The organism is Desulfosporosinus youngiae DSM 17734 (assembly GCF_000244895.1).
GTDB lineage: Bacteria > Bacillota > Desulfitobacteriia > Desulfitobacteriales > Desulfitobacteriaceae > Desulfosporosinus > Desulfosporosinus youngiae.
Window position 1 is genome coordinate 686535 of sequence record NZ_CM001441.1, and the last position, 22875, is coordinate 709409.

The 22875-nt window shown below is 41.3% G+C and carries 22 protein-coding genes and 1 other annotated feature; of the genes, 18 read left to right on the forward strand and 4 right to left on the reverse strand.

What is annotated here, in order from left to right:
- Nucleotides 1-70 precede the first annotated feature (70 nt).
- The 4 genes from DESYODRAFT_RS03280 to DESYODRAFT_RS03290 all read left to right on the forward strand — a co-directional run bounded on the left by DESYODRAFT_RS03280 (nt 71) and on the right by DESYODRAFT_RS03290 (nt 2366).
- Complete coding sequence (locus DESYODRAFT_RS03280; RefSeq protein WP_007779368.1) at nt 71-298, forward strand: DUF1659 domain-containing protein; 228 nt, start codon at nt 71-73, stop codon at nt 296-298.
- 37 nt (nt 299-335) lie between these two features.
- Nucleotides 336-575, forward strand: coding sequence for a DUF2922 domain-containing protein (locus DESYODRAFT_RS03285; RefSeq protein WP_007779370.1), 240 nt, complete (start codon nt 336-338; stop codon nt 573-575).
- A 143-nt stretch (nt 576-718) separates the two neighbouring features.
- Nucleotides 719-868 (forward strand): HEPN domain-containing protein, encoded by a 150-nt coding sequence (locus DESYODRAFT_RS26905; RefSeq protein ID WP_242833528.1) that lies wholly within the window; start codon nt 719-721, stop codon nt 866-868.
- Between the two features lie 283 nt (nt 869-1151).
- Nucleotides 1152-2366 carry an ATP-binding protein gene (locus DESYODRAFT_RS03290; protein ID WP_007779373.1) on the forward strand — a complete coding sequence of 405 codons (1215 nt, stop codon included), beginning with the start codon at nt 1152-1154 and terminating at the stop codon, nt 2364-2366.
- 329 nt (nt 2367-2695) lie between these two features.
- On the opposite strand, the gene DESYODRAFT_RS03295 is transcribed toward DESYODRAFT_RS03290, so the two are convergent.
- A complete protein-coding gene (locus tag DESYODRAFT_RS03295) occupies nt 2696-3298 on the reverse strand; it encodes a hypothetical protein (protein ID WP_007779375.1) in 603 nt (200 codons plus the stop codon).
- 204 nt (nt 3299-3502) lie between these two features.
- On the reverse strand, nt 3503-4795 hold the full coding sequence (locus DESYODRAFT_RS03300; protein WP_007779378.1) for an aminotransferase class I/II-fold pyridoxal phosphate-dependent enzyme: 1293 nt from the start codon (nt 4793-4795) through the stop codon (nt 3503-3505).
- A gap of 400 nt (nt 4796-5195) precedes the next feature.
- On the opposite strand from DESYODRAFT_RS03300, the gene DESYODRAFT_RS03305 reads away from it, so the two are divergent.
- The 8 genes from DESYODRAFT_RS03305 to DESYODRAFT_RS03340 all read left to right on the forward strand — a co-directional run bounded on the left by DESYODRAFT_RS03305 (nt 5196) and on the right by DESYODRAFT_RS03340 (nt 13553).
- Nucleotides 5196-5855: an NUDIX hydrolase gene (locus DESYODRAFT_RS03305; protein WP_007779382.1), complete on the forward strand. Its 660-nt coding sequence runs from the start codon at nt 5196-5198 to the stop codon at nt 5853-5855.
- A 247-nt stretch (nt 5856-6102) separates the two neighbouring features.
- Nucleotides 6103-6352, forward strand: a binding site (T-box leader).
- Nucleotides 6353-6464: 112 nt separating this feature from the next.
- Nucleotides 6465-7472 (forward strand): ABC transporter substrate-binding protein, encoded by a 1008-nt coding sequence (locus DESYODRAFT_RS03310; protein WP_007779383.1) that lies wholly within the window; start codon nt 6465-6467, stop codon nt 7470-7472.
- 21 nt (nt 7473-7493) lie between these two features.
- Entirely contained in the window at nt 7494-8408 is a 915-nt protein-coding gene (locus tag DESYODRAFT_RS03315; RefSeq protein ID WP_007779387.1) for an ABC transporter permease, read from the forward strand.
- On the forward strand, nt 8408-9202 hold the full coding sequence (locus tag DESYODRAFT_RS03320) for an ABC transporter ATP-binding protein (protein WP_007779390.1): 795 nt from the start codon (nt 8408-8410) through the stop codon (nt 9200-9202). Before DESYODRAFT_RS03315 ends, DESYODRAFT_RS03320 begins: the two co-directional genes overlap by 1 nt.
- Nucleotides 9203-9441: 239 nt before the next feature.
- Entirely contained in the window at nt 9442-10113 is a 672-nt protein-coding gene (locus tag DESYODRAFT_RS03325; protein ID WP_007779393.1) for a SanA/YdcF family protein, read from the forward strand.
- A 138-nt stretch (nt 10114-10251) separates the two neighbouring features.
- Entirely contained in the window at nt 10252-11037 is a 786-nt protein-coding gene (locus DESYODRAFT_RS03330; RefSeq protein WP_007779396.1) for an enoyl-CoA hydratase/isomerase family protein, read from the forward strand.
- 180 nt (nt 11038-11217) lie between these two features.
- Complete coding sequence (locus tag DESYODRAFT_RS03335) at nt 11218-11868, forward strand: cyclase family protein (RefSeq protein ID WP_007779398.1); 651 nt, start codon at nt 11218-11220, stop codon at nt 11866-11868.
- A 152-nt stretch (nt 11869-12020) separates the two neighbouring features.
- Nucleotides 12021-13553, forward strand: coding sequence for a CapA family protein (locus tag DESYODRAFT_RS03340; protein WP_007779402.1), 1533 nt, complete (start codon nt 12021-12023; stop codon nt 13551-13553).
- 84 nt (nt 13554-13637) lie between these two features.
- Here the strand turns inward: DESYODRAFT_RS03340 and DESYODRAFT_RS03345 are convergent, their stop codons facing one another.
- A complete protein-coding gene (locus tag DESYODRAFT_RS03345; RefSeq protein ID WP_007779404.1) occupies nt 13638-15443 on the reverse strand; it encodes an L-lactate permease in 1806 nt (601 codons plus the stop codon).
- Nucleotides 15444-16113: 670 nt separating this feature from the next.
- Here DESYODRAFT_RS03345 and DESYODRAFT_RS03350 point away from each other — a divergent pair.
- The 5 genes from DESYODRAFT_RS03350 (at nt 16114) to DESYODRAFT_RS03370 (ending at nt 20377) form a co-directional block, all read left to right on the forward strand.
- Complete coding sequence (locus DESYODRAFT_RS03350; protein WP_007779406.1) at nt 16114-16773, forward strand: YjgB family protein; 660 nt, start codon at nt 16114-16116, stop codon at nt 16771-16773.
- A gap of 308 nt (nt 16774-17081) precedes the next feature.
- Nucleotides 17082-17726 carry a TetR/AcrR family transcriptional regulator gene (locus DESYODRAFT_RS03355; RefSeq protein WP_007779408.1) on the forward strand — a complete coding sequence of 215 codons (645 nt, stop codon included), beginning with the start codon at nt 17082-17084 and terminating at the stop codon, nt 17724-17726.
- Nucleotides 17727-17733: 7 nt separating this feature from the next.
- On the forward strand, nt 17734-19098 hold the full coding sequence (locus tag DESYODRAFT_RS03360) for a B12-binding domain-containing radical SAM protein (RefSeq protein ID WP_242833530.1): 1365 nt from the start codon (nt 17734-17736) through the stop codon (nt 19096-19098).
- Between the two features lie 144 nt (nt 19099-19242).
- On the forward strand, nt 19243-19530 hold the full coding sequence (locus DESYODRAFT_RS03365; protein WP_007779414.1) for a hypothetical protein: 288 nt from the start codon (nt 19243-19245) through the stop codon (nt 19528-19530).
- Between the two features lie 82 nt (nt 19531-19612).
- Entirely contained in the window at nt 19613-20377 is a 765-nt protein-coding gene (locus DESYODRAFT_RS03370; protein WP_007779417.1) for a MerR family transcriptional regulator, read from the forward strand.
- Between the two features lie 62 nt (nt 20378-20439).
- Here DESYODRAFT_RS03370 and DESYODRAFT_RS03375 read toward each other — a convergent pair whose 3' ends face one another.
- On the reverse strand, nt 20440-21654 hold the full coding sequence (locus DESYODRAFT_RS03375; protein ID WP_007779419.1) for a DUF401 family protein: 1215 nt from the start codon (nt 21652-21654) through the stop codon (nt 20440-20442).
- Nucleotides 21655-21890: 236 nt separating this feature from the next.
- On the opposite strand from DESYODRAFT_RS03375, the gene DESYODRAFT_RS03380 reads away from it, so the two are divergent.
- Nucleotides 21891-22856, forward strand: a complete 966-nt coding sequence (locus DESYODRAFT_RS03380) for an MBL fold metallo-hydrolase (protein ID WP_007779422.1) — start codon at nt 21891-21893, stop codon at nt 22854-22856.
- The last annotated feature ends 19 nt before the right edge of the window (nt 22857-22875 follow it).

Here is a 22875-nt window from a genome sequence, read left to right on the forward strand (position 1 = left end):
CGGTGGACAAGGCCATAGGATGGTTGTAGGACAGCCTAGCCTGTCACATTGGCCAAAAGGAGGTGATTTAATGCCTGTTGTGGCAACGCCATACAGCGCTGCTCTGGTATTGGTTTATCAGACCGGTATCAGCGACACCGGTGCTCCGATCACCAGGCAGAGAACCCTGAACAATATTGTCTTCAATGCCTCGGAACAAGCTGTTTATGATGCGGCTTACGCCATCTTCAGCCTGTCGGAGTATACTCTTCTCGATGTCTATTTCCGTAAAACGGAGGAATTGATCAACGAGGAGTAAACTCGGGTAAATTCAAGGGAAGGGGGATGTGCTTAAGTTGGCTGTAACTACGAACAGAACAGGAAGGCTATCCTTCACAACCAGCGGAGGGAATACGTTTTCGATAACCTTTCCCCAGCCCCGGGAGGATATTCAGTTGGCTGAAGCCATGAACGTCATGGATTCTCTGATCGCCAGCGGGATATTCCTTACGGCGCACGGCACCCTTACAGGTGTAAGGGATATAAAGGTCATCGAGACAAAGACCAATGACCTTTATGATCCCCCGCAAGGGTAAGCGGGCAGTGTCAGGATAATGAACGGGGGAGGCTGGAGGTAAGCTGGATTTACCAATAAACTTCATGAGAAAGGGCGCTGTTCCATGAATATGCGCCCTTTTAAATAAAAAAAGCATTGACATAACCTTGCGGTGATGGATATGTGAAGCGCCGAATACTTAACCAACATGAAGCCTGTTCCATCGAAATCATCTGTTATCACTGCCAGCAGTCCGCTGAAAAGTATCTGAAGGGCTATCTTGTCCTAAACGGCGTCAATACCTCCGAAAACACACGATGGCATCTTTTTTGACCCCGTCGGGGTTTGATTTATTTGTCGATGAACTTACTTCCTAATAAAACCGGCAAAGGGACCTTACAATCTTGTGCTAATGGAATTCTGTGTGTGTCCTGCGCCTAGTACATCTCAATAGGCTGTGCGATGTTGAATTTTTCTACTATAACATTAGTTATGCCTGCTAAACGCTTAGAAGTTTTTAATTTAACAAGTTGTAACTTATAAAATCGGTTTTATTTGTTGAATTTTCGATATATCTTTGGTATAATTCTAATATGGAGAGGAGGTCATTACCTTAATGATTAAACGGGAATTATACATGAGCCGTATCCGTCCTTTCATCGGAAGCGAGCTTATTAAGGTTTTGACAGGCCTTCGCCGCAGCGGAAAGTCTGTCATGCTGGATTTGATCCGCGAAGAGCTGATTGCATCTGGTATTTCCGACAAGCAGTTTATATCCCTTAACTTTGAGAATATGAGAAACGCTCGACTGTGTACTGCCGAGGCACTGCGTGATGAGATTCAGAAACAGGTATCCGCAATTACTGGAAAGGCCTATCTCTTCTTTGATGAGATTCAGGAGGTTGACGGGTGGGAGAAGTGCGTTAATTCCTTCCGGGTTGAGTTTGACTGCGATATTTATATCACGGGTTCAAACGCCAAGTTGCTTTCGGGGGAGCTTGCCACCTATCTTGCCGGACGTTATGTTGAATTCATCATTTATCCTTTCTCATTTGGCGAATTAATCGAGTTGTACCAAACAATCTTTCCGAAGACTTCTCGAAACGACATTTTTTCAAAATATCTTACTATCGGCGGTATGCCGTATCTGAGCAATCTCCGGTATGCAGATCAGCCGAGCCAACAATACTTGCAGGACCTTTATAATTCCGTTGTCCTCAAGGATATAGTCAAGCGGAACAATATAAGGGATGTTGATCTGCTTGAGCGAATTATTGCCTATATTACGGCAAACGTAGGAACTGCCTTCTCCGCAACGTCGATTTCAAAGTATCTTAAGAGTGAAAGCCGGACTGTTGCGCCGGAGACAATCTTGAACTATGTGAAGGCATGTGAGGAAGCGTTCCTGTTTTATCGCGTCAAGAGGCAGGATTTACAGGGAAAAAGGATCCTCACAATAAATGAGAAATATTTCATTGCCGATCACGGAATACGTGAAGCCGTTTTTGGCGGAAATATGAAGGACATTAACCTGATCCTCGAAAACATTGTTTTTATGGAGCTACTGCGACGCGGGTACAAGGTTACAGTAGGAAAAACCGCTGCAAAAGAGATTGATTTTGTCTGCGAGAAGCAAGGACAAAAACTGTATGTTCAGGTATCCTATTTGCTTGCATCAGAAGAAACCATTGAGCGTGAGTTCGGTGTATATAATAGCATCCGAGATAACTTCCCCAAGTATGTCATATCACTTGACGAGTTGGACATGAGCCGCAACGGTATCAAGCACAGAAACATCCGCGACTTTCTCTTGTCCCCTGATTGGGGCTAATTTTAAAAGGCATTCTCTGCCTTTCAACGAAAGCTATTGATTATTAAAAACCAAAAATCCAAACATGTTCGGGTAGCATCTTTTTGACCTAACTTTCCATGAATATTAAGGCTTTAGGGCCTTTTTTTGCTTTACATGAATTCGGCTTGAGAACAATATGTATACATGGGTAAATCAGAGAAAATGCGAAAGTAGCTGTGTGACCATTATTGTGGGTTTGGAGGGGAAGAGCCTTTAGGCTGAAAAAAACCGGTGTGGCCCAAAATGGAGCAATCGGTCAGATAGTCTATAAGTTTATGGGCTAAATAAACAGAAATCATCTCTTTCTGTCAGATCAAAGACTTTATGTCTATTTGTAATGAATCTAATATCTGTTGTATAACCTCTTCCAACATATTTGGGAAATCAGCGGTATCTGTCAAAATTGATAGTCTGACCACTTCCTTAGTATTGTTGATTTTCAACCAATACTCTTTTCCGCTGATCAATCCTTCTCCAAATTCGGCGGTCCATTCGGTTATGAATCCTTGATATTCACTTTTTTCGATATTACTAACCTTATAAGATTTAAAATCAAAGGGACTTAAGGATTTACTATAACTAAGGAAACGCTCTAGATCCTTAATTTCCCATATTTGTAGATATCCTCGAAATGCCAAATCCTTATTTACCAGATAGATACTAAATCGCATCTCATTTCCTTTGTCAGAACTACCATAGATCTCTGTAGCAGCCGGAACTACTAACATTATATTATAGTCGTCTATATCACATCGCAGAGGTTTGTAATTAGTTATCGTAGTTTCATCACTCTGTACTGGGAAATAGCCATGTTTTATAGTTTTCACTGAGCCTCTGTATGAAAAGCTTAGAAATACAAGTATTGTAATAATCGAGATTATAGTTAAAATAATAAGCATTTTTTTCCTCATCTAATCCTCCTTTCGTTCTTTTATAACCTATTGAAATACATACACAATAATTACTGATGAATTCGTCTGATCTTCATAATAAAAAAATACCCTACAGAATAAACTTTCTAGTGTCTACTCTATAGGGCAAAAATCCTTAGATTATTTTATTATTTGGATTCGAAGGTCAGGCTTAACGACTCGTTTACCATTATCTAAAGAGCTTTACTTCGATAAGTCTTTACAGCCTTGATAAATAAGATCAAAAAGGTCTTTAATCCCTCGTTCCTCAACGCAGGAGAAGGCTACTCGAATATCGCTTTCTCCCAGTGCGATGACTCCTACACCATAATGTTCAAGGAGATGAAGGCGCAAGGTTTCTGCATCGACTTCTTTGAGTCTAAGACACATGAAGTATCCTGAATTAAATGGATAGTAGTCCCAAGCATCTTTATACTCCCCATGATCAAGGATTTGTTTAACCTTACAAGCACGGGCTTTCAAAACCTCGAATTTCTCTTGTTTTTGGATCTGGAAAGCAGTAGATTTCAGAGCATTTAAAACAAAGGTTTGCGAGGGATGAGAAGCACTGGAAATCGTTCCGCGAAGGATGCCCATCGTCTTTTGTTGTAAGGCATCCAATACAGCGGGAGAGTCTGACCCATAGGTAATAAACCCGACACGAAAGCCCCACATATATTCCTCTTTTGTCGCCCCATCCACTTTAATGGCTAATATTCTCGGATGAATATTAGCGATTCGGCCAAACATTGACTCCTTAATAGAGTTCTCATAGAATAATCCGAAATAGGCGTCATCGCTGACTACTGCCAAGTTCATTCCTTGTTCGGCGACTTCTCTTAGAGCTTCAACGATCTCTGCCGCTTCTTGTTCTGTTGGAGTATATCCTGTGGGGTTATTTGGGAAATTGAGCAGCAAAACTGCTTTTCCATGGTCTTTCTTACTAAGCAAGGCTTCTTTCATGCCTCTCGTGTTAAAGGACCCTTCCTCGGTATAGAAAGGGAAGGTAACATTTTTTGCTCCTCTACGGACTCCAAAGATAAAGTTATAATTACCCCATAATTTGTCAGGCAGAACCAAAGGGTCGTTTTCGTCAATGAATAAATCGGAGACAATACTAAGACCATGGGTTAAAGCATTAGTGACAATGGGATCACTAAAGGATTTATCGTTCAAGGATGGGTTTTCCTGCAGCATCTTTTCCCGCCAAACCTTAATCAGCTCAGGTTTCCCCGCAGGGGGGGCGTAAGGATAAAGGTCTTTAGGATCGTAATTGGTCAATGTATCCTGGATTACCGGCAAGAACATCGGTTGCTCTTTCTCAGTCGCAATTCCTATTGTGGCGTTAAAACGATAAGCTTTCTGCTTAGCCTCAGCAGTTTGAGTTAAGATCCCCTTCGGATAGAACAGGTTTTTTCCGAGTTTTGATAATAATTCATAAACATAGGGATTCTCTTGTTGTATCTGATGATTTAAGTTTTGGGCAATCTCATTCATTAATATTACTCCCTTGCTTAATCTAAGTATATCTAAGTATATCTAAGTAGTTCGTAGAATAAGAAAGCATAAACTCATCGTTATACTTTCTAAGTATAAGTGCGACTAAGGCGATTCCTTTTCGCCTGAAGGATCATTTTCCTCATCACGGCATCTACTTATCCCTGGCGATGCACCAACCGGAACATCCTTGTTCAAGCTTAATAGCTGAGCAACTAAATTGTACACTAAAATGTCGATTTCCTCTACTATATTCCTGAATAGAGAAGGTTTTTACAAAAAAATAGAGAAATTTATTTAGTTAAATAATAGTATAGAGTAACTTACTCACACTTATTCGGCGGAGATGCTTATGATCAAGTAAACAGGAGTTATACGAGAGGACGAGTGAAGTGATGATATGGATAAATCTGAGCTGAAAGATTTAACAAGAAAACTACCATTGGTACCTGGAATAGATGGCAAAGATGAATATTTTAATTCTGCTGTAATAGTATTGATGATGTTTCTCAACGAAGAATACCATTTTGTCTTTCAAAAGAGATCAGCGACTATAAGGCAAGCCGGAGAGATTTGTTTCCCGGGAGGAAAATTTGACCCGGATAAAGATGCGGACTTTGAAGAAACAGCAATAAGAGAAACTGCAGAGGAATTAGGAGTTTCTTCTAATAAAATAAGGGTTATTGGTAGGCTGGACACGATTATTTCAACAGGTACTACGGTAGATGCATTTTTAGGTGTTATAGATATAAGCAGTCTGGATGATTTAAATATTAACCCTGATGAAGTGGAAAGGATTTTCTCAGTTCCGGTTTCCTACTTTGAAACCACTGAACCAGAACTATATAAAGTGAAAATTGTCGCCTATCCTTCATACATTAATCAAAGTGGTGAAGAAGTTATTCTCCTCCCGGTGAAGAAATTAGGATTACCGGAACGGTATGCCAAGCCATGGAGTAATACTTTAAATAATGTTTTTGTATATAGGGTTGCAGGAGTAACAATATGGGGGATTACGGCAAGATTAATCAGGAATGTTATTACAAAAATTAACCTGTAAATGGAACCGGCTCCATGTAAGCAATGGAGCATTTTAAATAGACCCATTGTTTCATTCTCTTCATTAAAAGTTGCTGTTTATTTATAGCTTACTAAACAATTTCAGAGATTTACAAAAGGTTGTTCGACATTGAGAGTTAGGTTTTCCTGTTAAAAAAAGAGGTTTTTTTCATGTATTCATTATTCATTAAAGACACAGAATAAAATAAAGTTATTCTTGAAATATGAGGGACAGAGTGCTATTATTATATAAACCGTTGAAAGGGAAGTAAAACCGCATGACCAGCCTCACAGAGAGTCGAGTAAGGTGGAAGCTCGACAGGTAACGGAGCGTGTAAATGGGCCCTAGAGGGTGGTGTGAAAGAGCTTAAGCTTCAGTAGCTGCCAACGCAAAGCCAGCGTTAAAGGGCTAAGGGTGTGTTGGCACTCTGCATGAGAGGATGCATTAGCTTTATGCATCAACTAAGGTGGTACCGCAGATTAACGTCTGTCCTTATTTAAGGATAGGCGTTTTACTTTTGTGTCCACACTTCGTCTCATTTAACGAAGAATGGGGCGTGCAGAGAAGGAAACCCTCAAATTTTATAATTAGAATAGGGAGGTATCTTCTATGAAAAAGCGATTGGCGGTAATGATCTCAACTATTATGACCTTGGCTCTGGTGCTCTCTTTAACGGCATGTGCACCCAGTAAACCTCAAACCCCGGCAGGCAGTACAGAAGCGAAAAAGACAATAGGTATCATACAAATTGTCGAACATCCCTCATTAAACACAATAAGAGAGTCTCTTATTAACGAGTTGCAGGCACAGGGCTTTAAACATGGTGAAACGGTTACAATCGATTATAAGAATGCTCAAGGTGACCAAACAAATTTAAAAACAATTGCTCAAAAATTTGTCAGTAATAAGTATGATCTCATTGTGGCTATTGCAACTCCTTCAGCTCAGGCAGTGGTCAGTGAGACTAAGGATATTCCCGTTCTTTTCTCAGCCTGTACAGATCCTCTAGGATCCGGATTAGTTAACAATATGGAAAAACCGGGTGCTAATGTTACCGGAACCTCAGATGCTGTGTCGGCAGAGAAAATTATGGAGCTCGGCAAACGTATTACGCCTAATATCAAAACAATTGGTGCATTATATAATTCAAGTGAAACAAATTCTGTGTCAGTCATTAATGAACTAAAGGTTTATGCTCAGAAAAACAATATGACAGTGGTTGATGCTACTGTAACAAATTCCTCGGAAGTACAGCAGGCTGTGACGTCACTGGTAGACAAGGTTGATGTGCTCTTTTCTCCTATTGATAACACAGTAGCCTCAGCCATGCCTGTTGTCACTCAGATAGCCAATAAAGCCAAAAAACCCATCTATGTAGGGGCGGATTCCATGGTTAAAGACGGAGGACTTGCAACTTATGGAATCAATTATACAGTCTTAGGTAAAGAGACCGGTGTTATGGCAGCGGAAATCTTAAAGGGTAAAAAGCCTGGAGATATTCCGGTAAAAACCATGACAGATATGGATATTTATCTTAATAAGACGACAGCAGAGGCAATTGGAATTAGTTTATCAGACGAAGTATTGAAAGAAGCTGCTCAGGTTTTTGAGAATTAAGCAAACAAGGGGTTTAAAGTAATGAGTGTCATGGTGTTTATGGGTTCCTTCGAACTAGGTATAATTTATGCTATTATGGCTTTAGGCGTTTTTATCTCCTTTAGAACGCTTAATATGCCTGACCTAAGCGTGGACGGAAGTTTTGTCCTTGGTGCAGCGGTGTCGGCGGTTATGACACTGGGCGGACATCCCTTTCTTGCCTTGGGGATTGCATTTATTGCGGGATGCGGAGCAGGGTCTATCACGGCCTTGCTTCATACCAAACTAAAGATTCAACCGCTTTTGGCCGGAATCCTGACCATGTTAGCTTTATATTCTTTAAACCTGAAGGTAATGGACGGCAGGGCTAATATTCCTCTGATCAATAAGATAACCGTTTTCAGTTCTTTACAAGGGACAGCTATTGGAAATTATAGCAAGTTGGTATTTTCCTTAGTTGTGCTGATCTTAATACTCCTATTATTGTTCCTTTTTCTAAAGACGAGACTTGGATTTGTTTTAAGAGCAACAGGGGACAATGATCATATGGTGAGAGCTCTAGGCGTTAATACGGATTCAGTCATCTTAGTGGGATTAGCTATTTCCAATGGTTTGGTAGCAGTCGCCGGTGCGCTGATTGCCCAGTCTCAATCCTATGTTGATGTAGGTATGGGCATAGGTATGGTCGTCATTGGACTGGCCTCAGTAATTATTGGAGAAGTAGTTTTCGGTATCAGTTCTCTTCTGAGACGGCTTATTGCGGTTGTCCTGGGGTCTGTTCTCTATCGCTTAATTATTGCTGCCGCCCTTGAAATTGGGATGCCTACCACTGATTTGAAACTCGTTTCTGCGGTGATTGTAGCTCTGGCAATGGCTATGCCTGTTATTAAGAAGCGCCTTTCGTTTGTGAAGCGGAAATTATCAGTGACGCCTTATGAAAGGAGCAATAAAACCTGATGCTTAAACTACGATCCTTAAGTAAAACCTTCGGAAAAGGGAGCAATAATGAAAAACTGGCTCTAAATAATATTAACCTATCACTTCAAGAAGGTGAGTTCGTAACAATCATTGGCGGCAATGGTGCTGGAAAATCGACGCTTCTGAATTGTATCTCAGGGGTCTATGAGATTGATGAAGGCAGGATCATTCTTGATTCCGCGGACGTCACCTTTGATCCGGAGTATAAACGGTCAAAACATATCGGCAGGGTCTTTCAGGATCCGCTGAGGGGAACAGCCCATGATATGACCATCGAAGAAAATTTGGCCATCGCCTTTGCTAAGGGAAAATCCGTAGGACTGCAATCCGGCGTAACCAAAAAGGATACAGCTCTATTTAAGGAACGCCTTGAACTGCTGGACCTCGGCCTTGAAAATCGATTAAAGCAGAAAGTGGGACTTCTTTCCGGAGGACAGCGTCAAGCCCTCACGCTTCTGATGGCCACGCTTATAAAACCCAGGCTCCTGCTTTTAGATGAGCACACGGCGGCCCTTGATCCGACCATAGCACGGAAGGTATTGAGCCTGACTCGTAAGCTTGTTTCTGAGGAAAAGCTCTGTACCTTAATGATTACGCATAATATGAAGGCCTCGTTGGAATATGGGACAAGGACGATTATGATGCACGAAGGAAAGATCATGATGGATCTTCAGGGCCAGGAAAGAAAGGACATGACCGTGGATCGGTTGATCGAACAGTTTGAGAAACGCAGTGGAGCTGAGCTGGATAACGATAGAATGTTATTAGGCTGACTAGAAGCATAGGATGAGCAGAAAATTGATAAGATCAAAACGCCGCCAGCGAAAATAATCGTTAGCGGCGTTTTTGGCAAGTTTTCCACAGAGTGCCGATGTTGAAAATTCCCTTCCATGTCATATAATAGATACCGAATAAAAGGAAAAATTGCAATCTTGCGTTTCATTATCGGATTAGACAAAAAGGAAGCTAAAATTGAATTTAGGATGTAATAGGGGAGGGTTGGAGCATTATTATGAAGAAACGATTGAAACAGTTTTTAGTCTCTATGGTCCTGATCATGATACTTGGCTGTACTACTGTTTTAATGATTAACAGCCATGTCGAATCAGTCGGTACAGCCTACATCTTAAATGCGAGTGACATTCCTGAAGCGGATGCTATACTCGTCTTAGGAGCCTATGTTTTTCCAAGTGGAACTGTGTCCACTATGCTGAACGATCGTTTGACCGTTGGGTACGAACTCTATGAACAAGGAAAAGCGCCCAAGCTATTAGTTAGTGGGGATCATGGCCGGAAGGATTATGATGAAGTCAATTCTATGAAGGACTTTTTGAAAAACAAGGGGGTACCCGGTGAGAATGTCTTTATGGATCATGCTGGTTTTAGCACCTATGAGAGCATGTACCGGGCGCGGGACATTTTTAAAGTACAAAAGGTCATTATCGTTACCCAGGAATATCATCTTAAACGAGCAGTTTTCGTAGCCAGAGAGCTTGGGCTGGATGCCTACGGAGTAGCGTCCGACAAACGTGACTATGGACAGGCTATGACTATGTATACCTTTAGAGAGATTGCAGCCAGGAACAAAGACTTTTTCTGGGCGAAGATCATTAAACCTGAACCAACCTTTCTGGGGGATTCAATCCCGGTTTTTGGTGATGGCAAGGCGACAGATGATAAATAAATTATTTTTACAGAAATAAGGGTATAGGAATAGAGGAATATAATAATTTTCGGCGAATTCTAATTTATCAGACTATGAATGACCATTCATAGTTGTAGCTGATAATGCTCACGCATTTAAGAAAGGCGGAGGAAACTGATGAATTGGAAAACAGTCAAACTTGATATCATGGAAAGCGGAGTAGCAGTGCTTACTATGAACCGACCTGAAACTATGAATTCCGTCAACGATCAATTTTGTGCAGATGTCCAGGCAGCTTGCAAAGAAGCTTCGGAAAATGATGCTGTCAAAGTCTTGGTCATTACCGGAGCAGGTAAAGCATGGTCTAGTGGTGGAGATATTTCGCTGCTGGCGAAAATAAAGGACCCAATCAGTGCCAAAGAGATCTATGATGCATCAGGTGAACTTGTGACGGCAATCTATGAAATTAAGAAACCTGTGATAGCTGCTCTCAACGGAGTAGTAGCAGGTGCTTCTGTGGCTGCCTGTATGGCTTGTGACCTGATTATCGCCTCAGAAAAGGCACGTATGGGTTTTACCTTTATGCAGTTAGCATTCTGTCCGGATAGTGGAGCTTCGCATTTTCTTATTCAAAAAGTGGGTTATCATAAAGCTTTGGAATTACTCTGGTTTGGCAAAATCCTTAACGCTGAGGAAGCGGAGAAACTAGGGTTCTTTAATAAAGTAGTGCCCCATGAAGAGTGCTTGCCGGAAGCCATAAGGTGGGCAGAAGCGCTGGCCCTTCAACCATTAATGACAGTAGGTCTCGATAAGAAACTCTTGCGTGAGGCAGTCCGGAACGATTATTATCAGCAGACTGAGTTAGAGGCAATGTATCAGGTTCTGACGTGGTCTTCAGAGGATTTTAAAGAAGGTTGTGCGGCGTTTGCCGAGAAACGTAAACCTGTGTTTAAGAATAGATAGTATAGAATTTCTGGATTGAATTAAAAAGCTCGTAAGACAAGGTCACCATGACCTGGCTTACGGGTTCTTTGTTTTTGGCGGAACAGTAGAATCGTCCCTGTACTTCTCTTTACTTTGGGAGTGCAGAGGGATATATTAGGTATCAGCGGTTGATGAGGAGTGCAAGGAGGCCTATCTTAAATGAAAGTTACAGATTTGACTCATATGATCCATACAGAAATGCCTGTTTACCCAGGAACAGAACGACCGGTTCTTCAGAAAGCCAATACCTTGGAGAAGGATGGTTTTCAAGAGGCAAAAATCACCATGTACTCACATACAGGGACTCATATAGATGCGCCGGCACACATGCTCAGAGATGGATTATATCTGGATGATTTTAAAATCGATCAATTTATTGGAAAGGCTCTGATCCTTGATTTTTCAAAAATTAATGTTCCCTTAGTTGAGCTTGACAATTTAAGACCCTATGAGGAGAAAATCAGAAAGGTTGACTTCATTATCCTCAGAACGGGATGGAGCAATTATTGGGGAGAGGATAAGTACTACGAAAATTTCCCCACTTTAAGTGAAGAATCGGCCCAGTGGCTATCGGAATTCGCTTTAAAGGGAATTGGAATTGATGCGATATCCATTGACGGCATGAATACGGATACATTTGCAATTCATAAAATGTTCTTAGGAAAGAACATCCTGATTATTGAAAATCTAACTAACTTAGAATCCATTGGTCAGGAATCCTTTATCTTAAGTATAATGCCTCTGAAAACTAAGAATGCTGACGGTTCTCCGGTACGGGCTTTTTCAATAGAAGATTGGGACGATTTTTAGGATGAGAGATTTTGATTTATAACATAATATGACTGAAATGATTAAATGAGGGCAAAGGCCTTTATATTTCCAACGGCAGATAAAGATAATATAACACCTTCCTGGAGACTTTAAGTTTATATTATTTAAAGTCAAATGGGAGGTGGTCTTTAGTGTTCAATCGATTCTGGGCTATTTTCGTAACTCTGATGTTAATTTTTGGACTTTCGGTTCAAGTTAAAGCAGCGGAGGCAGCTATTCACTCAGCCAAGAGTATGGGTGTTAAAAATAAGGCTGATTTTGTAGATGTTCAGCAAATTATTCCATCTGTAGTGTTAGACATAAAGTATGCGACGGCGGATAATTTTACCCACACCAAGCTTTATGAGCGTCCCCAGGCGCTTCTTCGTCAAGGAACCGCGGATAAACTCAAAGAGGTCGCCGACGAAGTAGAAAAGAAAGGGTATCGATTAAAGATTTGGGATGCCTATAGGTGTCCTGAAGCTCAGTTTGAGATGTGGAATCACGTTCCCGATGTACGGTATGTAGCGAACCCGTATAAGGGTTATTCCAACCATTCCCGGGGGTCTGCTATCGATTTAACCCTTGTGGACATGGAGGGAAAGGAACTTGCTATGCCGACCGGTTTTGACAGTTTCACGCCGGATGCAGCGCGAGCCAATCAAAATGAAAATGCCAGGTACTTAGAAAATGTCATGGTTAAGCATGGATTTAAACCATTAGCCACTGAGTGGTGGCATTTTGATGATAAAGATACCTATCAGCCTGCCGATTCTGTCCAGGTTTTAGCGTCCACAGTGTCACCTCAAACTAAGGAAACGAGTATTACCATTAGTGCCATTGGTGATGTAACACTTGGCCAGGATGAACGATTTTTATATGAAGGTAGTTTCGATCATTATTACCAACTGAAAGGACCCAATTATTTTTTCTCAGGGGTAAAGGAGATTTTAAGCGAAGATGATTTAACGATAGCTAACCTGGAAGGGACATTGACTGACGCAATAGAAAAACCCGACAAAAGGCACCAGGGAAATGGAGCATTTTTCTTCAGGGGAAATCCCCATTATACGTCAATTTTGAAGGATGGGAGCATAGAGGCCGTTAACTTAGCCAATAACCATAGTATGGACTTTCTGAATAAGGGTCTTGCCGATACTCAATCGACGTTGGATCATGCGGGGATAACCCATTTTGGGGATAAAAAGGTCGCTGTTTATGAAAAAAACGGAGTTAAAATAGGGCTGATAGGGGTTAATAGCTTAGGTCCGTTGGAGGAAGGGGTCGATATAGGAGACCTTATGTCCGAACTAAAGGCTAACATTCAGACGTTGAAAGGAAGAGCTTCCTTAATCATAGTAAGTTTCCATTGGGGGATAGAAAACAACTATAATCCAACTCAGGAGCAGCGTCAATTAGGTCAGTTTGCTGTTGATCAAGGGGCTGATTTAGTCCTTGGCCACCATCCGCACGTTCTCCAGACCTATGAAACTTATCAAGGTAAATGTATCGTTTATAGTCTGGGAAACTTTGTGTTTGGAGGGAATTCAAATCCAAAGTATAAAGACACGGAGATTTTTCGCCAAAAATATAGCTTTGTGAATGGTAAACTTGTTGAGATAAGTTCGCCTCAGGTAATACCATGCCGGTTATCAACCAGTTTTAGACCAGAGCCGGTAAAGTAACGTATTCTTTCCCGGACGTAAAAAAGGCTCCTCAATCCTATGGTGATTGAGGAGCCTTTTGCCTGCTTTTTAAGTTAGGAGAAATTACTTTGCAGCGGCACGCTTTAGAGCGGATTGCTCGGAAAGCTTTTTGAGCCTGCCATTGTTCGTTGCAATAATATAGATTACACCAGCCCATATTGCTGCAGCAATAATCGTTCCAATATTAAAGAATCCTTTTTGTGAAGAGTAGAGGATGGAATAACCGATTGCGCCGGGCAGTAAAGCGTAATAGGTGAATACAACCGCTGTTTTACGGATAACATAACCTTCTTTGCCAAGCAGACCTACGACGGCTGCAGCTGCAACAACATTGTGTACGCAAATAACGTTACCTGCTGCGCCCCCAATGGCTTGAAGTGCTACAATCCAAGTAGGATCAACCAGAATTCGTTCTCCGACACCGAACTGGAACAAGGAGAACATCATGTTGGAAACGGTGTTACTTCCAGCTACGAAAGCTCCAAGGCCGCCAATCAACGGAGCAAAGATCGGCCATGCAGCTCCAGCTAACCCGGCAACGGCTTCAGCAAGGACGATTGGCATTTTTTCAAAGCCGGCTGCACCACCTGCTGAATTCATAAACACTTGAACCATCGGAACGGTGAAGACTAGAGCGGAACCTGCACCAAGCATCGTCTTTGCTGAGCCTTTCCATGCTTTGGCATAAGCTGCGCCACTCATTTTATGCAGGAAGAAAGTGATGATGGTGACAAGGATAAAGGCTGAACCTGGTGAGAAGAGAATTTCCCAAGAGGCAGAAATACTCGTTCCGAAAATATTAGGCCAAGTAATTTTAGCGCTTTTCAGGAAATTAGTCAGTGGGACTACAGTTCTGGTAAGAACAAGGACCAGTCCAATCAGAACATAAGGCATCCAGGCCATTATACTGCTCATCCTGGTTTTAGCGGAAACATCCTGAATTTCGATCGTGCCGGACCACTCTGGATCCCACTGGTCTTTCGATTCAAAATCCCAAGCTTCTCCTTTTGGCATCAAGAAACCAGCCTTAGCAGCAGGAACAACAATTGCTAGACCGATTAATCCGCCGAAAATGGAGGGGAATTCCGGTCCGAGTAAGTTGGCTACAGCAAGGTAGGGAACGGTCATACAAAACGCTGCAAAAAGCGCAAATTTCCAAATTTGAAGACCTTCACTAAACGATTTATTTTTACCAAAGTAACGAGTCATGAAAGATACAACGAAAAGAGGAATAAGGGCGCCTGCGGCAAAATGCAGGAATGCAACTTTGGTAGCGACAGCGAATCCGATAAATGAATGCCAGTCTGTGTAACCCAAGGATGCTGCATACGCTTGTAATTCAGGCGTGTTGAGTCCAGTGCTGACTCCGACGAGCATCGGTGTTCCTACAGCTCCGAAGGAAACAGGGGTGCTTTGAATCATCATTCCGGCTACGACGGCAGCCATTGCAGGGAATCCGAGTCCAACCATTAGAGGAACAGCTACGGCAGCGGGCGTTCCAAATCCGGAGGAGCCTTCTACGAAGGAGCCAAAAAGCCAAGCAACAATAATAACTTGAATTCTGCGGTCTGCAGTGATTCCAGTAAAGCCTCTGCGAATAGCTTGAAGGCCGCCACCTTCTTGCAAGGTATTTAAAAGTAGAATGGCTCCAAAAATAATGTACATAAGCGTAATAGCAGTAATAATTCCATTAACAGTTGCGGCACCAACTTGGGCACCAGGAATTTTCCAAACAAAAAGTGCAAGTACTACGGCTGTAATGTATGAGAGCGGCATGGCCTTGCTAGCAGGCCATTTTAAACCTACAAGAAAAATTGCTACAACCGCAATGGGAAGTATGGATAGTAAAGCTAATAATCCTGTGCTCATTAATAAACCTCCTTGATTTTTGTTATCTCTGTTCTATACCAATAATTTAAACATTCCCCCCTTTCCCATAGACTATACCTCTTTCATAAGTTAACAGAACAGCAGGTGGCCGACCTGTCAGACCGGTTTGAGCCAAAAATAACTTTTCAAAAGGTTATACATATAATAAACTATATTGAAAATATTTTCAATAATTGAGTTTATTTTCACTAATAAATAGTGTAAGTTTATTTTAAATATATTATTTATTAGAATATTTACATTTAAACAATTGGGAAAATTTTAAAGAGGCTGAATTATTCTGAATAACTATTGGAATTTATTAAATAGTTTTTATTTTGTAGATTATTTTTAGTTTTGTCGCAAATATTTGCAGTTAACGCGAATATTATTTATAATTACCATGTATTTATTAAATTTGGTTTCTCGCTAGATTTAGCAATTTAGCTTGAAATTCTCACCAATTATAAGAAGAGTAGCCCAATTCTAAGATCAATAATTTCGGACTTTAGTTCAGTAACGTCAGAAGAATACTTCTTTCTTCGTCTATAATTATTAAGGAGTGATAACATAATATTTGACCTGTTTTTGATTTGGGTTCTGCTCTGCAGGGGGAACTCTAAAACGTATACTCCCTTTCGGAAAAAATGATGAAGAGAGGATGAAAAATATGATAACAACCATTAAAAAGAAAGCCGTAATGGGGGTAATAGCTACTCTTTTTCTAGCCCTTATTGGCGGTTGTTCACCATCGAGTTCCGAGCCTCCGGCCCCACCTTCGCAGGCGGATTCTATATCTCAGACGGCTCCCCCTTCAGAGACGATTCCGCCATCATCTTCATCTCAAACTACGGATGCAAATCAAGCGCTATTAGTAAATATGAGGCAGTTAGCGGAGCAAGGAAAAGTGATTAACAGCGATTTTCCAGTGAAGTCAATTGTAATTGAAGATGTGATAGAAAAATGGGGGAAGGCTGATAAAACGGATTGGGTTGCAGCTGCCAAAGGAAACTATGCCACCTACTCTAAACATGCCATTGTTTTTGGGTTCAACAAAGGCTCTCAAATTTTTGAAGTCCGTTCATTTGATAAACAATTGAAGAATCTTTCACTTGCTGAAACCAAAGAGGTCTACGGAACTCCGGCTTATGATGTGAAAGTCAATGGAGAAGAGATTATTGGGTACACTGCAGGGCCAGAGTTCAAGATTGAATTTGTATTCCCGGAACCAACTAATAGTAATTCCAACCCTATGATGGATCACTATCTCGTTCTTTATCCTAGAGGAACCGTAAATTTGATGGCGGATGATCCTGGCAGAGAGTGGTAAGCATTAAGCAATTTAGCACATAAAGCTTTAAAGCAGTTCAGCCTATTATGACGGCTGAACTGCTTTTTGTGTTATAGCGCTTCTCCTTGACAGCAGGATTCACATCGATTATATTATTCTCAAATAGCTTACTAAGTTAATAAATTTACTTACATAATAAGTTTACTCAGTTAACAAATTTGCTTAGTTATTATATTTGTAAAGCTTATAAACCAGGCAGGAATATATTTACTGATTTATTAACTTACTAAATTTAATGAGCTGATAGTTGATTCTTATTATTTCAGACTCTTGAAAGGGAGATCAGAATGGATCATTTTACAGATTCAAACCGGTTTGGAACCTCAGGCAGGAACTCAATAAGCCGCCGTGAACGAAAAAAAGAAGAAACTAAAACCAGAATCATTGATACAGCAATCAAGCACTTTCAAAACCAAGGGTACGAGGCAACGACCATGGAACAAATAGCAGAGGAGGTTGATATTTCTAAAGTCACGCTGTATAACTACTTCTCCTCGAAAGAAGTGATCGTGAGTGAGTTTTTTCAAAGAATGAGCCATGAATTTGTGGATTTAGTATTAGCAGCTTTAGAAGAGCAACCAAATACTCCTTCGAAGATTTTTGAAATGTTTCGCCAACAGTTTGAGTGGAATGCTCAGTACCGTGAACTTCTCCAGGTTTACTTTGTACATCAGTTTCAATCTATGCTAAAACCAGAGAGTTATCAGGGAAGCGGATTAGATATTGTTTTGGCCCAAATCATACGGCACGGACAAGAACAGGGTGAAGTGCGAACAGATATGTCCACTGAGTACCTGGCAAAACACCTGGAAATGATGTATATCATGCAGTTTCTAGTATGGGTATTAGAGCCTGAAGCCTGGGATGCTGAGAAAAATCTTGGAGCGATGGTCGACTTATTTATGCACGGCGTCGAAAGTCGAAGAGAGTGAGGAACAGATGATGAAAGTAATGTTGATCCAACCTCCCAGCAGTACTTTGTTTATGGATAAAGTGTATATGTATGAACCCCTTGGGCTGGAGTACCTGGGGGCGGGTCTTAAAGAAGATGGTCATGAGGTCTTGCTCCTGGATGCTCGTCTGGAACCTGATTTTGTCTCCGCTTTCCTGTCCTTTCAACCAGACATCGTAGGATTAACGGGATATACTAACCACTTAACGATCGTCAAAGACATCGCTATTCGTCTGAAAGAGATCGACCCAAGGGTCTTTATCATCGTGGGAGGACATCACGCCACCGTAAAGCCTAAGGATTATAATGTCCCGGCCATTGATTTAGTGGTATTGGGAGAAGGAGTTTTTACCCTTCGCGAGGTCATGAAACATCGATCACTCCAACGAGCCCTCGATGATATACCGGGTCTGGCGATTCCCGGAAGTGAAATGGTGTTTACGAAGGATCGCCCCTATACTAATCTTGATGACTTGCCCTTTCCGGATCGTTCCCTTACTGCCCAATACAGAACATCATATTTCAGTGATTGGATGAAACCCATAGCCTCTATTCGAACCTCCCTGGGTTGTTTTGCCCGCTGTAACTTCTGTGCTCTCTGGGCAATTACGGGAGGCAGATATCTGCAACGACAACCGGAAAAAATTGTGGAGGAGTTGCAGAACGTTCGGGAAGAGATTGTTTTCTTCTGTGATGATGAATCCATGTGTGATACTCGCAGGATGGATAGATTGGCAGATTTAATTATCGAAGCAGGAATTAAAAAGAAGTATTTCCTTTATGGTCGTGTGGATACGATTATCAAGCACCCAGAACTCTTTGCTAAGTGGAAGAAAGCTGGTTTAACACAAGTCTTCGTAGGTTTTGAAAGTTTTTCAGATACAAGGCTAAAGGAATTGAACAAAGGAATCACTGTCGAACAGCAAAAACAAGCGGTTAAGATTTTAAATGACCTTAAAGTGGATATCTATGCAGCCTTCGTCATTGATCCATCCTTTACACGCCAAGAGTTTAACCAATTAACTGACTATGTTCGGAAACTCAATGTGTCCTATGCGGCCATTTCAATTCTTACCCCCTTACCGGGTACTCAGTTATTTGAACAGACAGAGCATCAGCTAATAGCGACAGATCCTAAATTTTTCGACTTTATGCATACAGTCTTGCCCACAACCCTGCCTCTGAAAGAATTCTACAGCGAATATGCCAGGACCATCATGAATGCGACGCCTACTCTGCGTTATCTTAAGTTCTTATCAAAATTCGATTGGAAGAGGAGACTGCCAATCATGAAAGATCTGCTAGGTATTGTGAAGGACGTCCGAGAAGGCTATAAGTGGCATCAGTTATAATTCGTCAGTTTCGTCATAAGGGCTCTCACAGCTCAAAGCTGAGAGAGCCTTTAATACTAAACCAGCCGAGTTTTTTAGTGATTTTGGATATTAGTGCTTGACTGGAGTACACTGTAGATATTAAAAGTTACAGGAGGTCGTTGGATGGATCGATTAGCACTGATTCTACTTGGAATTGCAGTATTCTTTGCGGGTATAACCTATTTTCTTGGGCGAGTATTGCCGCGTGTAAAGAGTATCAAATATTCACCAGCCGTACTGTGCTTACTTGTAGGTCTGTATTACCTTTACTTAGCTATGATTGTGCGCAGCGGTGAAGGATTTGAAGACTTAGCGAATCTATTACTATCAATAATGTCTCTCACAGGCTTTGTCTCGGCGCTGATTACAGCTTTGATCCTGGATTTTTTATTGCCTCGGTTTAAATCTTAGCTGGGAGTTTATAAAAAAGTTTCAATAACCTCTTTACATTGACGTTACGTAAAGGTGTATATTTGTTTCAGGAGGTGATCACGTGGAATACACAGTGCAAAAATTAGGTCGGCTGGCAGGCGTCAGCACTCGTACTCTGAGATATTATGATGAGATAGGAATCCTTAAGCCGGCAAGGATTAACTCGTCAGGGTATCGCATTTATGGTCAGGCGGAGGTCGATCGGCTGCAGCAGATTCTTTTTTACAGAGAGTTGGGTGTGGGCTTGGACAGTATTAAAAACATCGTTACAGCACCGTCCTTCGACGGAACAAAGGCACTGAGAGAACATCGTGAGAAGCTTCTTGAAAAAAGAGAGCAGTTAGATGCATTGATTTCCAATGTTGACAAAACTATTGCGCTAACCGAAGGGAGAATTACAATGACGGATAAAGAAAAGTTTGAAGGCTTTAAGCAAAAGCTTGTAGATGACAATGAAGCAAAGTATGGTAAGGAAATCCGCGAAAAATATGGTGATGAAACGGTTAACAAATCCAATCAAAAGCTTATGGGTTTGTCACAAGAGCAATACGACGAAATGATGAAGCTTGCTACAGAGGTTAATGAGACCCTTTATGCTGCCTTTAAAACGGGGGATCCTGCAGGAGAACTTGCTCAAAAAACAGCGGATCTCCATCGTCAGTGGCTATGTTATTCGTGGAATAGCTATTCAAAAGAAGCTCATGCCGGGCTTGCTCAGATGTATGTAGATGATCCGAGATTCACAGCTTATTATGACGAGAAACAACCGGGTGCTGCAGAATTCTTAAGAGATGCAATTTTCATTTATACTGGAAGCAAGAAATAGGGAAACAAGGGGACAGGGCACTATTTGCCGAAAAAGCAAAACAGTGCACCTGTCCCCTTGTTTCAAGAAAGAAGTAAATAGGACAAGATGGCCGTTCCCACAAGGATGCTCTCAGGAATGATCAGCATTCGTAAAACTTTATTAAGGTTAGTCTTGAAATAATCAATCGTTAGGGATAGGCAGAGGTGCATAGGACTAAGCATTGTTCCCGCGGATCCCGCCATAAAGACCAACACTGCCAGCGGTAGGCTAACCTGTCCCTTAGAAGCCGCCATAACGATCGGAAAGGCTATGCCGATGTAAGAACCGGTTTGTCCGGTCAAGAAAGCGAGCAAGAAGGCAATTAAAGCGAAGATTAGAAACTCAGGTACGGGAAGTGATCCTAATAAGGCGGGCAATTCATCAAATGAACCGACGGTTTCCATCACCTGCTTAAAAAGCATAATCCCCCAGATCATGATTAAAGTTTTAATAACAATAGCTTTGCGAGTAAGTTTATACAATTCTTTAAGATTAATTTTGTGTCTCAGGATGAGTACTGCAATAATTATTGTAATGGCCAAGGTTATAGGGACTTTAGCAAAAACAAGGCCCACAAGTGCTAAGACAGGGAGGGTACTGAAGAAAACGTCTTTTACTGAGCTTTGAGGCATTTCTTCAGCGTACGATTGAGGAACTATGGCTAATTCCTCGTCAACTTTGATACGGAACAGAAAGGGAAGTCCTAAAAGAATGACTAAGATACCATAAGGCATAAGCCCCAGAAGTACGTGAGTTAGTGGTATACCCGTAATGGTTGAGACTAGAAGTACTCCCGTATACAGAGGCAAAAAGAATTCCCAAATGTGACGGTAATAGAAATTGATAAAGGTTTTTTGCACAGCGGGGACGCTTTTACCCACCGCTTGCTCAACTAAGGGGGCGGAGAAAAGAGCCCCTCCGGCACTGGGCATGAGTCCGATAAAGGCGGGTATGATTGCCATCACAATTCGGCGGTCTTTGATTAGCCGGGTTAGGGAGTTGAGCATGCGTTCTAAATAACCTTTTTGTCTCAACACTTGCTCCAGAATCATGATTAAGACTAAAATTGCTTCAATCTCTATAGTTGAAGGGTCTTTGGTCGCATCCCAGGCCATTATGAGAAGACCCGTCATATCAGTCCCGAATAAAAAGGCCAAAACAATTGAGGCTCCGATCACCACATAGACTAAAGGAATCTTTCTCCATAACAGTACCATCATAATCAAAAATACAATCAGCAATTTTGCAGTTTCCATTAATAACGCCTTCTTTTTCCTTTAATAATTGCACTAGTCTTTATTCGGGATCATTTTGCAAATTCCTTCGCCGAGCTGAAGATTTAGTAGCCAAGTGGTTCTTTACATCTCAAAGGTTACATCTCTGGTAGAATAAGGTATAATGAAGATACTTCTAAGTTCGAATATAGTTCTTAAATACAAAGAACAAGTAATGCTTACTATGTAAAAAGCAGCTATGATTTGGAGGCTTTACAATGGTCATTGAAATTTACCCGCATATTTTCAAGAATGAAATACCTCTTCCTAATAATCCCTTAAAAGCTATTAATAATTACATAATTGTTTCCGAGAGCAAGAACTTGATCATCGATACAGGTTTTAACACAGCAGAGTGCTTGACCGAATTAATGAACGGTCTTAGAGAATTAAATATTGATCTGAATAAGACTGATCTGCTTATAACCCATATGCATGTTGATCATTCAGGACTTGCGCATGTTCTCAAAGATTACGGAGTAAGAGTCGTATATTTTAGTCAGATTGATGGAGAAATCTCAAATCAAACGTCTCAAAGGGATGTGTTTTTCAAATCACTCAATCAACTATTGGGCTTTCAAAGCGACTTTACTATAAAGTTTGGCAAAGAGTTTGGGGTTAGGCGGAGTGGGACTCTTGATTTCAGTCCATTGTATGAAGGGGATATACTAGTCATCGGGGATTATTGTTTTGAAGTAGTGGATATTCCCGGGCACACGCCGGGGCATATTGGTTTATATGAGAGACAACATAAGCTGTTTTTTTGTGGAGACCATATACTGGATGAGATAACCCCTAATATAACCTTTTGGGGATTTGAACAAGACATTTTAGCAACTTATTTCAAAAGCCTGAATAAGGTATATGATTATGAAATTGATTACTTATTCCCGGCCCACAGGAGAATCATTACGGATCATCACAAAAGAATTAATGAACTTCTGCACCATCATGAAGAACGTCTCAATGAGATTTTAGGTATTTTAAAAGAAGGCAGAAAAACTCCGATTGATGTGGCTGCATCCATGCACTGGGATATAGGTCATAAGAAATGGTCTGACTTCCCTTCGTCCCAAATGTGGTTTGCTTCCGGCGAAGCTCTGTCCCATTTAGAATGTTTAGTGCATAGGGGACTCGTTGAGCGAACCAATAAGGACGGGGTACTTCTTTATGGGCTTAAATAATTCATTATAATGAGAGAAA